This window comes from Anaerocolumna chitinilytica (assembly GCF_014218355.1).
Classification (GTDB): Bacteria; Bacillota; Clostridia; order Lachnospirales; family Lachnospiraceae; genus Anaerocolumna; species Anaerocolumna chitinilytica.
Window position 1 is genome coordinate 1,238,769 of the sequence record NZ_AP023368.1, and the last position, 15,137, is coordinate 1,253,905.

The 15,137-nt window shown below is 39.6% G+C and carries 13 protein-coding genes; 6 read left to right on the plus strand and 7 right to left on the minus strand.

All coding sequences use genetic code 11. The annotated features are described in order from the left end of the window. Positions 1–194: 194 nt before the first annotated feature. The gene (gene eno / locus bsdcttw_RS05380) at positions 195–1,490 is read left to right on the plus strand and encodes a phosphopyruvate hydratase (RefSeq protein ID WP_185258365.1); all 1,296 of its coding nucleotides are present in this window, start codon (positions 195–197) and stop codon (positions 1,488–1,490) included. A gap of 319 nt (positions 1,491–1,809) precedes the next feature. Here eno and bsdcttw_RS05385 read toward each other — a convergent pair whose 3' ends face one another. From bsdcttw_RS05385 to bsdcttw_RS05405, 5 genes are all read right to left on the minus strand, one after another. Then, complete coding sequence (locus bsdcttw_RS05385) at positions 1,810–2,628, minus strand: cell wall hydrolase (RefSeq protein WP_185258366.1); 819 nt, start codon at positions 2,626–2,628, stop codon at positions 1,810–1,812. Between the two features lie 238 nt (positions 2,629–2,866). Next, positions 2,867–3,541, minus strand: a complete 675-nt coding sequence (locus tag bsdcttw_RS05390) for a class D sortase (protein WP_225903802.1) — start codon at positions 3,539–3,541, stop codon at positions 2,867–2,869. Then, positions 3,522–4,913 carry a processed acidic surface protein gene (locus bsdcttw_RS05395; RefSeq protein ID WP_185258367.1) on the minus strand — a complete coding sequence of 464 codons (1,392 nt, stop codon included), beginning with the start codon at positions 4,911–4,913 and terminating at the stop codon, positions 3,522–3,524. Before bsdcttw_RS05395 ends, bsdcttw_RS05390 begins: the two co-directional genes overlap by 20 nt. A 184-nt stretch (positions 4,914–5,097) precedes the next feature. Beyond that, on the minus strand, positions 5,098–5,415 hold the full coding sequence (locus bsdcttw_RS05400) for a hypothetical protein (RefSeq protein ID WP_185258368.1): 318 nt from the start codon (positions 5,413–5,415) through the stop codon (positions 5,098–5,100). A 159-nt stretch (positions 5,416–5,574) separates the two neighbouring features. Beyond that, entirely contained in the window at positions 5,575–5,817 is a 243-nt protein-coding gene (locus tag bsdcttw_RS05405) for a hypothetical protein (protein WP_185258369.1), read from the minus strand. A 259-nt stretch (positions 5,818–6,076) separates the two neighbouring features. Between bsdcttw_RS05405 and bsdcttw_RS05410 the strand changes: the two genes are divergently transcribed. Then, on the plus strand, positions 6,077–6,484 hold the full coding sequence (locus tag bsdcttw_RS05410) for a hypothetical protein (RefSeq protein WP_185258370.1): 408 nt from the start codon (positions 6,077–6,079) through the stop codon (positions 6,482–6,484). Between the two features lie 155 nt (positions 6,485–6,639). Here the strand turns inward: bsdcttw_RS05410 and bsdcttw_RS05415 are convergent, their stop codons facing one another. Both bsdcttw_RS05415 and bsdcttw_RS05420 read right to left on the minus strand, forming a co-directional pair. Continuing rightward, positions 6,640–7,626, minus strand: coding sequence for an SGNH/GDSL hydrolase family protein (locus bsdcttw_RS05415; protein WP_185258371.1), 987 nt, complete (start codon positions 7,624–7,626; stop codon positions 6,640–6,642). 38 nt (positions 7,627–7,664) lie between these two features. Next, positions 7,665–8,729: a GntR family transcriptional regulator gene (locus bsdcttw_RS05420; RefSeq protein ID WP_185258372.1), complete on the minus strand. Its 1,065-nt coding sequence runs from the start codon at positions 8,727–8,729 to the stop codon at positions 7,665–7,667. A 448-nt stretch (positions 8,730–9,177) separates the two neighbouring features. Here bsdcttw_RS05420 and bsdcttw_RS05425 point away from each other — a divergent pair, with 448 nt between their 5' ends. The 4 genes from bsdcttw_RS05425 to bsdcttw_RS05440 all read left to right on the plus strand — a co-directional run bounded on the left by bsdcttw_RS05425 (position 9,178) and on the right by bsdcttw_RS05440 (position 15,116). Continuing rightward, the gene (locus bsdcttw_RS05425; RefSeq protein ID WP_185258373.1) at positions 9,178–10,065 is read left to right on the plus strand and encodes a carbohydrate ABC transporter permease; all 888 of its coding nucleotides are present in this window, start codon (positions 9,178–9,180) and stop codon (positions 10,063–10,065) included. A 72-nt stretch (positions 10,066–10,137) separates the two neighbouring features. Next, positions 10,138–11,499: an ABC transporter substrate-binding protein gene (locus bsdcttw_RS05430; RefSeq protein WP_185258374.1), complete on the plus strand. Its 1,362-nt coding sequence runs from the start codon at positions 10,138–10,140 to the stop codon at positions 11,497–11,499. Positions 11,500–11,666: 167 nt separating this feature from the next. Next, on the plus strand, positions 11,667–12,608 hold the full coding sequence (locus bsdcttw_RS05435; RefSeq protein WP_185258375.1) for a carbohydrate ABC transporter permease: 942 nt from the start codon (positions 11,667–11,669) through the stop codon (positions 12,606–12,608). 36 nt (positions 12,609–12,644) lie between these two features. After that, entirely contained in the window at positions 12,645–15,116 is a 2,472-nt protein-coding gene (locus bsdcttw_RS05440) for a glycoside hydrolase family 38 N-terminal domain-containing protein (protein ID WP_185258376.1), read from the plus strand. Positions 15,117–15,137: the final 21 nt, after the last annotated feature.

Genomic DNA, 15,137 nt, shown 5'->3' on the forward strand with positions numbered 1-15,137 from the left:
CATTATCAGGACATATCTTGTATTCTTATTCCTTTTGTGGTAGTATTTGGGTAAGTTATGTGAAGTATATAAAAGCATACTTCACATAAGTTCTGGCCTCTGAAGTCCTCCCCGAATCTTAAGCAGGATCGAGGAAGACTTTAAGGTCATTACGAATATAAAAAGTTGAATTACTGTTAAAGGAGGAACATCAAATGAATTATTTAGAGATTGAAAAAGTAATAGGAAGAGAAATTATTGATTCCAGAGGAAATCCAACAGTAGAGGCAGAAGTTATTTTAAAGGATGGTACTATCGGTAGAGGAGCAGCACCCAGCGGAGCATCTACCGGTATATTTGAAGCATTGGAATTAAGAGATGAAGATAAATCAAGATTTGGCGGAAAGGGTGTATTAAAGGCAGTTGCTAATATTAACGGACCTATTAGTGAAGCGTTAACAGGTCTTAACGCAGCCGATATCTACGGGGTTGATGCAGCAATGATAGCTCTTGACGGTACAAAGGATAAATCAGGGCTTGGCGCAAATGCTATCCTTGCCGTATCTATTGCAGCAGCAAGAGCAGCAGCTACCTCTCTTATGATTCCTTTATACAAGTTCTTAGGCGGCAGCGCAGGGAATAAACTTCCTGTCCCTATGATGAACATCTTAAATGGCGGTGCTCATGCTGCCAATACTGTAGATGTTCAGGAGTTCATGATTATGCCCGCCGGAGCGTCAAGCTTTAAAGAAGGTCTTCGCCAGTGTACGGAAGTATTCCATGCTCTTGCAAAGATCCTGAAAGAGAAAGGCCTTGCAACTTCTGTTGGTGACGAAGGGGGATTTGCACCTGACCTTGCCAGTGATGAAGAAGCTATCCAGTTAATACTTCAGGCAATAGAAAAAGCCGGTTATGTACCCGGTAAGGATTTTGTTCTTGCAATGGATGCAGCCTCCAGTGAATGGAAGGGTGAGAAGCCGGGAGAATACATTCTGCCGAAAGCAGGAACTCACTTTACTTCCAAAGAACTTATTGCACATTGGAAAGGGCTTACCGAAAAATATCCTATTGTTTCTATCGAAGATGGATTGGACGAAGAGGATTGGGAAGGCTGGCAGCTGCTTACAAAAGAACTGGGAGATAAGATACAGTTGGTAGGTGATGATTTATTTGTTACCAATACCACCAGATTAAAGAAGGGCATTGAACTTGGCTGCGGTAATTCAATCTTAATCAAATTGAACCAGATTGGTTCTGTATCAGAAACTCTGGAAGCAATTAAGATGGCACATAAAGCTGGTTATACAGCAATCTCCTCCCACCGTTCAGGAGAAACGGAGGATACCACCATTGCAGATCTGGCTGTAGCATTGAATACCTGCCAGATTAAGACCGGTGCCCCCAGCAGAACAGAACGTGTAGCAAAGTACAACCAGTTACTTCGCATTGAAGAAGACTTGGGTGCAAGTGCACAGTATCCGGGATTCGATGCATTTAATATTAAGAGATAATTAAGAGCAATATGGTAATATTCGAATGAATTCTTTCTTAAACTCATAGATAAATTGATAAAATTATAGAAATAAATTAATAGAAAGATTCAAAGAAAGATTCAAAGAAAATTTCAAACAAAGAATCAAAAAAAGAATCAAGAAAAGAATCAAAAAAAGAATCAAAGAAAATTCCAAAAAAATTACAAAGAAAAATTCAAGAAAATTTCAAAGAAAATTTCAAAGAAAATTTCGTAGAAAAAAGGTTGCAGCAAGCTATCACTTTGCTGCAACCTTTTTGGTTTATAATATGGCAAATCCGAAAATATCTTTTCCTATATTATTTTACAAAGACCATTTTTCCATACTGAGCAGTTTTTGTCTTTGACCATAACCACTTGTTGGTAGAACTGTCATCAAAGTAAAACATAGCACCTTTTGAAGGGTCAGCACCACGAAGGGCTTCTCCGGCTGCTTTTATGGCAATACTGGAGGCAGGCTTATTAATATAACCATTCTTAACGGGTGTGAATTGATAATATCCGCCGGGAACATCATAGATAACATCGTTGATTGTATCGGGCCATTCCTTGCTTTGAACCCTGTTAACAACTACGCCTCCGATTGCAACCATTGCATTATAAGGCTGTCCGGTAGCTTCTGCAGTAATAAGTCGTGCCAGAAGGTCCTTTTCTTCCTTTGTATAAGGGATTACCCCGTCGCTGGCTGCTTTCATGGTACTGGCTGCTCTCATGGTGCTGGCTGCTTCTACCTTCTGGCTTACGGTAGTTCCTGGCTTTACACCGGGTATTATTAATTTTTGTCCGGCTTTTAATGAATCTGTCCATTTACTGTTGGCTTTTCTTAAGGCTCCCAAGGTAATCTTATTGGCTTTGGCAATCTTACTAAGGGTATCCCCTGCCTTAACGGTGTAAATCTTGGCTGATATTTTGAGCTTTTGTCCGGGATTTATATTATCACTCTTTAAGTTGTTGGTTTTTTTAATTGAGGTAACAGAAGTCTTAAATAGTTTACTGATATTAAATAATGTATCATTTTTCACAACTTTATAAGTTGCAGCCGACACAGTTGTCGAACAAATTGTGAGGGATAAGAGTGATGCCGTAAGCACGATTCTTACCGATTTAAGTTTGTTCATAAGAACTCCTTTCGTGAATATCAAGAGTAGGAATTGGTATTCGTGAATGAGCACTCTTCCTAGTGAGTCAGATGTGCTTGTGTCATCAAGTTAACATTATTGTAATATATTCGTAACATTAAAGCTATGTAAGATTATTGGAAGTCCATCCAATTATCAACAAGATTACCAAGGTTAGGGGGGAATAGAGAAAGAAAGCAGGGATATACCCCTAAAGGGGTATATCCCTGCTTGTTGTTTACGATTTCGATATCAGATAAGCGGAAATAATATAACGTTTTGGAGCGGAACCAATATAGTTAAAGGGATAGCAGGTTGTCAATGTAAGATAAGCTGTGGGCTTTGGTACAATGACTGTTGTATCCTCTTTATCTACGATACGAAATTTATGCACCCGGTAGGTAAAAGTACCAGCCGTTGTCTGAACTACAATTTGGTCACCTTTCTTCAAACTTTTAAGATCAGAAAATACAGTATCTCTGTGACCGGACAGAACACAGTTATCCGCTTCCCCGGGAAGAACACTTCCTGAATAATGCCCCACCCCTTTTTCTAATTCTTTTTCTTCGGTACCTTCATAAATTGGCAGGGACATGTTTAAAGAAGGAAAGGATACGGAGCCTATGGTTTCTCCTGACTCCGGCCTTTTGGAATACAGGGCTTTTACATCATTCTCTGAGGTTTTAGATAGAGGTGATTTCTTTTTCATTAGTTTCTCAAAAAGATTATTTTTATTCAGGGCTGATGTTTGAACTTCGTCTTCCTTCGCTATCGTAATATTTTCTGTTGAAACGGGAAGAGGCACCTTAACCGATTGCCCCTGCCACATCTTCGTCAGACCAAGAGCCAGTACCAATAATCCGGTTGAAATTAAGATAGTAGAAATAATATTCTTACGCAGCGTTTGCTTCATCTCCCTTTTTCCTGTTAAGTTTAAGTGCAGTTCCGGCAACTGTAAGAAGGGCACCTATAATTATCATGGCAGTATAATTGGAAGCGGTTTTTGGAAGTTTACCGCCGGTAATAGTTTTAACTGCAGTAGAGATAGTCTTGCCGCCGGTAGAATCAGTATCGGTAACCGGTGTATCTTTCACATCTTCTAACAATTCGCCAAACATATCGGCGCTAAGGTTGAAATCCATGAGAAGATCATTAGAGTCCGTATAAATATCTACACTCAGAACGGCATTCTCTAAATCTTTTCCGTTTATTAGATCAAGTAATGTAAGGGGGACTTTTTTGCCATTTTCCAGAATGCTATAGGATATCTTTATTTTCAGGATATCCTGCATTTCCTTATAAATATCTTGCATCTCGTTAATCTGATCAAGGGTTATTTTATCTTCGGATTCCGGAAGTGATTCCATAATTGTCTGAAGGCGGCCCATAAGGGTAAGCATCTTGTTCATGGTTTCTTCACTGCTGTAATAATCCTTCAGAGTAGTAAAATACTGATAAGCTTTTGTAAATTCTTCTTCTGTCAGGCCAAGTTTATCGGTAATACCGGGATAGTATTCTTCAAACATATCCATCATGTACTTATAGGTAATTTTACCATCATCGTTATCCAGAATATCGTACTCCAGATCATCCATGAATACATAGTCATTCAGAGTCTTGTTTATGGTACCTAAGCGGCTTTCAATATCAGATTTTGACAGACCATATTCTGTCTGGAAATAGTCCAGATTGCTAAGATCACTTTTAATAACATCGCCCAGGAAATCTTTTAAATCAGCAACTGTTTCCATATCGCTTAGTGACATTTCATATCTGGAAAGAAATGCTTCAATGCTATCACGGCTTACGGTAAAACCGCGGATGGCGCTGATATCACTTAAATAAGTGTTTAACTTGTCCTCAAAACCTGCTTCCTGCTCTGTCTTGCTATCTTGATAAAAAGCAATACTTGCCTCAAGTTCATTCAGAAAAATATAATCGTCAAGTGTTTCTCCGTTATCTTCTAAAAGAGCTGTCAGGGAATTTTGATCCAGACTGTATTTCTCATAGATGTTTGTAAGATTGCTGTAATCTGCTTTAACAACCTCTCCCAGATAGTCTTTCAGACCGGCAACCGAATCAAAATCCGTGAGGCTCTCGGAATAGATATTCAACACATATTCTATATCATCTTTTGTAACTTCTTTTCCTCTTTCCTCGCTTAGAAGTGTAAGGTAAGCAGTTAAGTCTGTAGAAAAATCAGTTGTTTCAGAAGCTTTTACAGACAGGGGGAACAGGCATGCTATAAGAGCAAATGCCAAAAGTATAACTCCAGCTTTTTTCATAAATATCTCCTTTAATAAAATTAGAAATCAGGATTTCACCTGGTTCATGTTTTTATTATAAGGTGGCTAATGTAAATTATCTACTGGTGTATACTGGTACAAAAAAAGGATTACCCAGGCTTTATCCCGGATAATCCGTATTTTTGCATCCATAGCAGGACAGGAATTGCTTCAAGGAGGAAAATTAAACATTTTCCAGGTGGATATCTGTCACTCCGCCGGAGATATTTTGTTCTCTCAACTTTTCATTTGCTAACTTCATAAGGTCTTCTCTATAGATAGAAACTATCCCTGCAAGGAGATTGTTCATATCCTGCTGAGGCAGCTCTCTAAAAGCAGCCTCCAGCATTCTTTTAGGAGCATCCCCTAACTTCTCCAGTAAAAGAGCGACTTCCTTGGATTTGACATCCTTATTGGATAGATTTTCAAGCAGCATGGGAAGAAAGCCTGCTGCCAGCTCAGCATAATTAATCTCGTCAAAAGTGACTTCTAATTTTAACATATATACTCCTTTCGTAAATATCCAATCTTTTATTGGATATTTCTAAATCATAGTTGAAAGAACTGTTTTTGGAATTTTTCAACCAATTATTCTTACTTATTGTCTGTAGACTTGGTTTGACAAGTAAATAGTTACGAAATTCGATTTGTGAACCGTTATTTACAAATGTTTTAAGTAGATGTGATTGACCTTTAAGGGAAGAGATTTTTTGGCAGTGCCGGCATTGATTTCCCTTATGATTTTATCTTTATTGGCATTAACAAGAAAAGAGGTTATTTGTTCTTTGGCAGGAATCATGCGAATTCCTGCTTTTAAAAAGATATTTTTAAGATCATTCGGCAGAAATTTATCAGCCGCTTCATTAAAATCCAGATCTCTTACTCTTACAGTAAATTTCAGCATAGGGGTTCTCCTTTCGCAAATTCCGCTTTTGGTTACAGCAGGGCCAAAGAGCACATGCTGTAGGATAAGGGTAAATGCTGGTTTATGTAGTTCCATTATAAGGGAAGAAGTGGTAATATACAAGTTAGAATGCAGTAACACGGCAAGAACTGATAGGAACATGAAAATTAAGCAAGCGGGCAGATACAATCAGGCTGCTTGGAATGGCAGGAGTATTTCGCAGACCTTTGGGTTGCTAAAATACAGATGGGAGTAAAGGATGTACGGTAATACAAAAGTAAAAAGAACATCTGGTAAATGGAAAAGGAATGATATTATTATATTACTGCTTGTTGGCATCTGTGCCTTTCTGCTAATGGAGAAGGATGTTATTTTTGCCGAAGGAAATCCTCTGGTCTTTATAAAACCCATGTTTTTGCTGGCAACAGGCAAGGAATATACAGAGGTTTCTATAAAGGGCACAGAAGAGGGCAAAGAAATAGTATATCTTACCCAAAGAAGTGAAAAAGAGAACCTTTTTAAGCATATAGAAGAAGCTTATAAAGTGAAATTTACAGAGCAAAATGGAAATGCTTATACATTCTATGGTTCTTCAGGGAAAAAAGTTTTAACCGGAAGGATATATCTGAAGTATTATATTGTTTGGAGACTCCATGAGAACAAGTAGTGCAGCTAATCTGATAACAAATTACGAAAGCGGTGAGGACAAGGACTGCATATGATATATCTATGAGGTAAAGAATCACTAAACACAGGCTATCTATGATGTTGTTTTATCATAGATAGCCTGCTTTTTATAGAAATCTATAACAAACTGTCATTTCAAAAATTGCTGCATTTCTGCTTAATAAACTCAGATAATTGTACAGCCATTTGATGATGCTTTTTTATTGAGGGGTGCCCGGAGCCGCCCATGCCTTCTTCCGGCCGTTTAATCAAAGGGAACTCCATAAAATGAATATGTGTGTCTCCCTCTTCCTGCAAAGTTCTAACCAGTGCTTCTAGATAAGGGCTTGGACCAAGGTTCATTGGGCCGATGACACAGAACAGCTCGGCAGCCGGATATCTGCTACGGATAAAATCTGTCAGATTACGATAGCGGTTAGTATAGTCAGTGGGCTCAATAGGTGCTGACCAATCATTGGTTCCGAGATTAACGACAATTACCTCTGGCTCGAAGGGGTCAAGTGCTTTCTGGTCTAGGTCCGGACAGATATTTTCCATAAAATAATCTGTCATACGGCCTTCTTTTGAACCGCCAAAATTCTGATAACAGCCTGTTCCGGAGGCACCTACGATTAAGGTTTCAGCATTTAAAAAATCCCCTAGCAAAGCGCTGTAAGCCAGAGCGTTATTTTCTCTGGATGCATCACAGTCGCAAGGAATCTGAGCTTCATTTCCGTAACCGCATGTAATAGAGTCACCAATGATCATTAGTTTATGAGGTTTCGGGGAAGGAGGAGGTAAAAAAGTTCCGTTCTCAGTAGTAAGATCTGTAAACTTGATGGTTCCAAAGCCTGCTTCGGTCCGTTTTTGCAGCGTAAGGGTATGAGGTACATCCTCAAGATCATCGGCAAGCTGGTATATCTGGTTGTCTGGATCGATTCGCATGACCCGTACCGGAAGGTTGTCTATGTAGATGTTAAGCCAGCTTTTCCCACTTTTGCTCATGTCATCTACGGAGAGAGTGACTTCCTGCCCCTGAAAGCATACACTGATAGCACTGCCGGGAAGAAAACAGGAGATTCCGTCCGGTTCTTTATGAAAGAGCCCATGGCGCAGACTATTATGAATAAAATCAAATGACATAATAAAATACTTCCTTTCATTTTTGTAAAGCTTTGGTGTTAAGAATATGGATTTTCACTGGTTGAATCCCTCATAACCAAAGAAACACCGGATAATACTTTGGTATTGCCGCCCTGTATTTTGCCTAGGATGGCATTGATTAGTAAGTTGGCTGCATTAATACCGATCTCTTCAAAGACCTGTTTTACTGTGGATAAGGCAACAGGCAGATCACGGGAATTATCCCAGTCATCAAAGCCCATAATAGAAACATCCTGGGGGATTCTTATACCCCGCTCATGCAATTGTTTCATTACCTTGACAGCTAATTTATCATTACTGCAAAATAATGCTGTAATGTCATGTCTAAGGATACTCTCTGCCAGGGAATCGTAATTAATACTGGTTAACAAATTATCATCATTTACAGGAAGGCCGGCATGACGCATTGCACTGCAATAACCGTCATATCGCTCTTGCTCCGAATTCAGAAAAAAATGATAGCCTGCGAACTTGATTTTGGTATGCTTTAAGCGTATCAGCTCCCTGGTAGCTAATACGGCTCCATCATGATTGTTACAGCCTGCGAAATAGCAGGGGCGGTTCAGATTATAGCGGTCCACCAGTACATAGGGGATATTTCGTTGTTCGATTAATTTAAAATTATCAATGCTCTTAATTGGATCGAAGGGATAAATCAAAAAGCCATCTACATTCCGGTCCAGCATTTTCTGGATAGATGCCTGTTCGATTGCAAGATTTTCATTACTCCATTCAACAATTAAAGAGTAATTGAATTCAGCCGCCATTCGCTGGGCACCTTTAATGATTTTCATATAAGAGGAATCATAATAATCTTCCGCAGATAAAATCAAAGCTATTAAATGGCTTTGATTTTCTGTTATTTTTGGATTATTTACAAAGGAACCTTTTCTTTTAATTCTGACGATGTATCCTTCGTTTGCCAACTCTGTCAAAGCTTTTCGAATTGTTATTCCGCTTACATTAAACAGCTTCATATAGTCTTCTTCATTCGGCAATTTATCGCCGGTATGAAGCTCACCGGTATGTATTTGGTTCAAGATAGCATGTTTTACGGTTTCGTATTTTAACTCATTCTCCAAAATATAACCCCCTCTTTTCTGGTAATAAAGTCATAAAATGCAGTTATATAAACTTTTTGATTTTAAAATCTAATAAAAGTATACATTAATATTTAAAAAAGTCAAGATAATATAATTATACTCTTTTGTAAGGGCAAAAAGTTGTTTGTATTAATAGAAGAGTAATTTGAAAATTGTCTGAAAGGGCTGTTTTTAGCCGGTTTCAAGAAATAACCTGTCTATAATAATATTGTGTATTATGTTAATTTATAAAATATAATCAGATAAAGTATATCGTATGTTAAAAATGTTAATATGAATTTTAGGTAGATAATTTGTGAAAATGTACAAAACAAACATTGAATCAAAAAATAAATTTAATGTATTGACGAAATACGAATGTTATGCTAGCATATAAACATGTTTTAAATAACAAATAAAGTATACTTTAATTACTGGAGGTAACAACATGAGTAGTCAAGGTGCTCGTATTGAACAAGCAGGTTATCAGAAAAGGTATTTACACAAAAGAGGGAGAGGGAAAGTAATTAAAAATTCTATCGTTTTATTTCTCCTGATTTCATTAAGCATTCTATTCATGTTTCCGTTTATATGGATGCTCATGACTTCACTAAAAAGCAATAAGGAAATGATTCTCCCGATATTTTTTCCCACCGAAATTCATCTTGAGAATTACGTAAAAGCGATGACATCGATGCCTTTTGGCAGATATACGATAAATACATTGATTATCACAAGCCTTAATATGCTTGGTACGGTGCTGTCCTCCTCTCTTGTGGCCTATTCTTTTGCTAGGCTTCGCTGGAAGGGAAGAGATATCTGGTTTGTCGTGATGTTAGCGACTATGATGCTGCCCGGTCAGGTAACACAGATACCGTTGTTTGTACTGTATAAGAAATTAAACTGGTTGAATACATATTTGCCGTTAATTGCGGGTTCTTTTTTCGGCGGCGGTGCTTTTAATATCTTTCTTTTAAGACAGTTCTTCAAGACTTTGCCTACGGAATTAGCGGAAGCTGCAAGAATTGATGGCTGCTCTGAGATTAGAATCTTCTCTAACATCATGATGCCGTTATGTAAGCCTGCTATTGCAACCATTGCAATATTTACTTTTATGGGCTCTTGGAATGATTTCTTTGGACCGTTGATATATCTGACAGACCCTAAGTTATATACCATTGCACTAGGACTTCGTGCCTTTAAGGGTTATTCGGGAGTACAATGGAATCTTTTAATGGCTGCCTCCATTGTAACCGCATTGCCTACCTTGGTGATATTTTTTAGTTTTCAGAATTACTTTGTCAAAGGTATTACCCTTACAGGTATTAAGGGATGATATTTATCTGCGTATTTTATTCAGTCAAGGGCTGAAGAAAATAAATAATAATATTTAAGAGGAGGAACAAAAATGTTTGGCAAGTTTAGCAAAAAGATTTTGTCCATGTTACTGGTTGTTTTACTGGTAGGATCACTTGGGGCATGCAGTAAGAGCACCGATACAAAAGCTCCTGCTACAGGGAATGGTACAGGAACAGAAACGGCGGGAGAGAAGCCGAAGGAAAAGGTTAAAATTACATACTGGCACATTTTTCCCGAAGGGGACGTATTTAAAAAGGTGCATGACAAATTAATTAAGGACTTTAATGCATCACAGGATGAGGTTTATGTAGAGGATTTAGGTATCAGTTTCTTTGATTTCTTATCTAAAATGGATACAGCAATACCGGCAGGAACCGGCCCTGATGTTGGATTCATGGGACTGGGAGATAATAATTTCCGAGCATCTTCCGGTGTCCTTGCCAACCTGAAGCCGTATATTGATAAGGAAGGCTTTGATATGAGCCAGTACTATGAATATGCAGTAAAAGATGTTACTTATGATGGCGGTATTTATGGTATGCCCATGATTTGGGGAACCCGTATGTTAGTTTATAACAAGCAGATGTTCCGTGATGCAGGACTTGATCCGGAAAATCCTCCTAAGACACTGGAACAACTGGAGGAATATGCAGATAAACTGACAAAGGTAGATGCAAAGGGAAATATTAAAGTTATGGGCTTTCATCCTTCATTAGGCAATGCTTCCTTTATGGATTATCTTGACGGACGCGGCGGCTCCTTCTTCGATGACAAGGATAATCCTACTATCACCAGCCAGACTGTATTAGATACCTTAAAGTGGTATGTTGATATGACGAATAAATACGGTGTAAAACAAGCTCAGTCTTTGAAATCCTCATCCGCAACCACCGGTATTGATCCATTCCTTGCAGGGTATGTTGCAATGGAAGTTAACGTAAATGACTTTTATAAGAAATTATCAGAATCAGATATTGATTACGGCATCTGCTCCATCCCGATTCCTGCAAACGGAGGTGTTCGCGCTGCTACAGGCGATGGTTTTGATTTAGAGGTATTTGACCACGGCGATCCTGCTAAGGTAGAAGCTGCCTGGAAGTTCGTTTCTTATATGACCAATGTTGAGAATCAGCAATACTGGGCTGTACAGAATAAATGGCCGGTTGCGAATCAAAAGGCTATGGAAACCAGCGAAGAGATTAAAGCAGATCCCAATTGGCAGACAATCGTTGCAGATATGCCCTATGCTGTACCGAATAGATATATTCCAAAGGCAAAGAACTGGTGGAATGCAATATCACCAGAAATTGAAGCAGCTCAGAACGGTCTGAAAACACCGGAGCAGGCTTTAGACGATGCACAGAAGGCAGTTGAAGCTCAGATTCAGGAATACGAAGCTACGAATAAATAAATGATTTCACCAGCGGAGCATATTCGTACATGCTTCGCTGGTTGACGAAATAAGCAAAGAGTGAAACGAACGCTTTTACTTCCCCTGATTTGTACTGGGCATTGGCATTTTTAAGAGGTGCTAATGACACGCAAATGGGAGCCAAGTATGAAAGGAAGTCCTTTAATATGAATACAAACCAGAAAAATATGAAACCAGCAGCTGCGAATAAGCGCTCTGGTTTGCGCATGCAGACAAAAGAAGGAATCTTGGGATATCTATTTGCATCACCTTGGATTTTAGGCTTTCTAATCTTCACACTTTATCCCGTGTGTTCCTCGCTCTACTACAGTTTCACCAGTTATAATACCTTAAAGCCGCCGAAGTGGATAGGCTTTTATAATTACATCTATATGTTTACAAAGGACCCTCTTTTTACGAAGTCCCTAGTAAATACCGCATATTACGCAATTATAAGCGTACCCCTCGGAATCGCTGCCGGAGTGCTGGTTGCAATATTACTGAATCAGAAAGTAAAAGGTATGCGCTTATTCCGTACACTTTTTTATCTGCCTACAATAACCTCGTCGGTTGCTACGGCTCTTTTATGGCTGTGGTTAATGGAACCCAACTTTGGTCTCTTTAATACCTTCTTAGGTAAAATCGGAATCGAAGGTCCCGGATGGTTAAGTGATCCGGCATGGTCAAAGCCTTCCTTAATCTTGATGAGTCTTTGGACTGTCGGCGGAGGTATGCTCATTTATCTTGCCGCACTTCAAGATGTGCCCCAATCCTTATACGAATCGGCATCCATTGACGGAGCCGGCGCTATGAAACAGTTCTTTAAGATTACCCTGCCTATGATTACACCCACCCTCTTTTTTAATCTTATTACCGGCGTAATCGGCGGACTTCAGGTGTTTAACCAGGCTTTCATTATGACAAACGGTGGGCCGGCATACTCGACATACTTCTTTGCTTATCATTTATACACGAAGGCATTTACGGAATATTCCATGGGATATGCTTCAGCTCTGGCTTGGGTACTGTTGGTAATCACGCTGGTGCTTTCTATGATTATTTTCAAGACCAGTAACCGTTGGGTGTATTATGACGGTGACCAGAAATAGGTTTCAATCTTCTTATTATAGAAAGGTACGGAAGGAATGAGCAAATTATACTTTATAGACGGATATCATGGGGGCATCCGCGGACATATGCCGGAGGGCTCCTGGCAGGATATCCTCCATGCCCTGGAAAGCTATCCGGAATGGAAGATTAGTCTGGAAATCGAACCGGAATCCTGGAAATATCTAAAAAACCATGACTATAAAACATACAAAAAAATAGAAAAAATGGTATCCGATCCGATATCTGGAAGCCGTCTGGAATTTATCAGCGGTAGCTACGCTCAGCCCTTTTGCTGGGCAGTAAACGGTGAGAGCAATATTCGCCAGCTGCTTTATGGGGTCAAGGTCATCAAGGAGCATTTTCCCGGAGTAGTCGTTGATACTTATGCGGTGCAGGAACCTTGTTTTACATCCTCGCTCCCTCAAATATTAAGGCAGCTTGGTTATGCAAGAATAAGCTTAAAGAACCCAACGGCATGGGGCGGGTATATGGCTAAAATGCCAGGAGAGATAATACGTCTGTTCAGTCAGGACGGTTCGTTTCTTCCTGCTGTTCCACGGTATGAAGGGGAAGAATTAATCAGCTGTAATGCAACGGAAGCTTCCGGCTATGACTTCTCATCCATTGAAGGCTTCGCAGAGAAGTGCAGCCTTCATGGAATTAGTGCCCCGGCAGGAATGTGCCTCCAGGACCTTGGATGGTCTTCGAAACCATTGGTAAAAGATATTGATGTAGAATATGTTACCTGGCGTGAGTACTTTAGCAGGTTTGGAGACCGCATCAAGGGAGAAGTCTTGTTATCACAGGAAGATGTGCTAACCGCTCTTCCCTGGGGTAACCGTATTCTGCAGGAGATGCTTCGGAATGTCCGCCATGCTGAGAATCGGGTACTGCAAGCTGAAAAATTACTTGCCATTGCGGAAGCGGAAAGGGGCGAAAGGGAGGAGTGCCATTCTCTGCTGGAGCAAGCATGGAAAAAGCTGATGCAGGCACAGCACCACGATGGTTATATCTGTGCTACCTGCGGAGAGGGAACCCGTATGTGGGCTTTTCAATCCAATGCTCTTGTAACTGATTGCTGTTCAATGATAGACGAGATTACTGAGCGTGCTATGCTAGCGGTATCCGGAAGGAGACCGCAGGAAATTAACCCTGGAAATGAACAATGGCTGAGAGTATATAATACGGTTGGTAATCCCCGCCTTTCCCAGGTGGAGTGTACACTGGGGTTTGATTATGGCATTCGTGATGTCAAAGTATATGATGAAGAGAATAACAGCTTAACCTCCCAGCTAGACCCAATCCGATATTACGAAGATGGCAGCATTGGAGCGGCCGTATTAAGATTCTATGTAAATTCCGAGGGCATCGGATATACTTCCTACCGCGTTGTTCCGGCAGATACGGTGTCAATTGGAAAAGGCATGGCGGTAAAGACGGCACAGAATACCATTGAAGTAACCAACGATTATTTTCAGATGGTTTTTGACCTGCAAAAAGGCGGTTCTATCGTACGGCTGTATGACAGGGAAACAAAGCGTGATTATACAGAAGGAGTATCGGGTTTTGGCTCTTTAAGGGGATACTTGGTAAAGGAAGAGAAATTTATTGATACACTGGATTTGACCGTTGAATGCAATATAAAATCCAATGGTCCCTTATACACAGAACTTGTGTTTAGCGGAGAATTTCATGAAATCGAATTTGAGAATAGGGTAAAGATTACTCTTCATGAACGCCGAATTGATTTTGAAACATCGATAAACTTTATGAAAGATACAGAAATAGGATATCCTTATGAACCTGCCGTGGAGGAAAGGTATCATGGAAGGAAAAGGTCCTCTTGCAGGGAAGATTACAAAATCGGAGTACAATTTCCTTTGGGAAACAGTCCGGTTAAAGTTATAAAAAGCGCTCCTTATGATATATATGAGAGCAGATTGACTGACACTCGTTTTGATTCCTGGGATACAATAAAACATAACATAGTAAATGGTTATGCAGATATCTATCAAGAGAGCTCCAACTCAGGACTGGCAATATTCTGTGACCATGTAAACGGTTATTCTCTGGTAGATAATCTTTTTACACTTACCTTGGGGTTTGGATACCATAGTAATTTTTGGTGGGGATATCAGCCTCTTAGAGGAAGATGCAAAATGAAATATTCCATAATGCCACATGGGCTTACTTGGGAAGAGGCTTATGTTCCTTATGAAGATTCCCTGCTCAGAGAACCGCTGCTGGCAGAACGCCTGCCCGGTAAACCTGATTCTATTAAATTAAATGTATTTAGCTGTGAAAATAAGTCAGTGGAAACCGTATCGATAATACGCTGCGATGGAAAATCACAGGTACGCCTGTTCCATAACAGCCATAAGAATGAAAAACTTATTTTAAAATGTTCTATTCCGGGTTTTCAGGGAGTTTCAGCCGATCTATACGGAACTTCCGATGGAAGAGAAGCGGATTCAATAGGAAAATTGGAAATTAAAACATTGATATAAAATATAATTACCTGTGTATAC

What these genes read in the sequence shown, in the direction of transcription:
- bsdcttw_RS05430 (WP_185258374.1), top strand. Translation starts at nt 10,138, where the DNA reads ATGTTTGGCAAGTTTAGCAAAAAGATTTTGTCCATGTTACTGGTTGTT.
- bsdcttw_RS05395 (WP_185258367.1), bottom strand. Translation starts at nt 4,913, where the DNA reads ATGAAAAAAGCTGGAGTTATACTTTTGGCATTTGCTCTTATAGCATGC.
- bsdcttw_RS05425 (WP_185258373.1), top strand. Translation starts at nt 9,178, where the DNA reads ATGAGTAGTCAAGGTGCTCGTATTGAACAAGCAGGTTATCAGAAAAGG.
- bsdcttw_RS05440 (WP_185258376.1), top strand. Translation starts at nt 12,645, where the DNA reads ATGAGCAAATTATACTTTATAGACGGATATCATGGGGGCATCCGCGGA.
- bsdcttw_RS05410 (WP_185258370.1), top strand. Translation starts at nt 6,077, where the DNA reads ATGTACGGTAATACAAAAGTAAAAAGAACATCTGGTAAATGGAAAAGG.
- bsdcttw_RS05385 (WP_185258366.1), bottom strand. Translation starts at nt 2,628, where the DNA reads ATGAACAAACTTAAATCGGTAAGAATCGTGCTTACGGCATCACTCTTA.
- eno (WP_185258365.1), top strand. Translation starts at nt 195, where the DNA reads ATGAATTATTTAGAGATTGAAAAAGTAATAGGAAGAGAAATTATTGAT.
- bsdcttw_RS05390 (WP_225903802.1), bottom strand. Translation starts at nt 3,541, where the DNA reads ATGAAGCAAACGCTGCGTAAGAATATTATTTCTACTATCTTAATTTCA.
- bsdcttw_RS05400 (WP_185258368.1), bottom strand. Translation starts at nt 5,415, where the DNA reads ATGTTAAAATTAGAAGTCACTTTTGACGAGATTAATTATGCTGAGCTG.
- bsdcttw_RS05415 (WP_185258371.1), bottom strand. Translation starts at nt 7,626, where the DNA reads ATGTCATTTGATTTTATTCATAATAGTCTGCGCCATGGGCTCTTTCAT.
- bsdcttw_RS05405 (WP_185258369.1), bottom strand. Translation starts at nt 5,817, where the DNA reads ATGCTGAAATTTACTGTAAGAGTAAGAGATCTGGATTTTAATGAAGCG.
- bsdcttw_RS05435 (WP_185258375.1), top strand. Translation starts at nt 11,667, where the DNA reads ATGAATACAAACCAGAAAAATATGAAACCAGCAGCTGCGAATAAGCGC.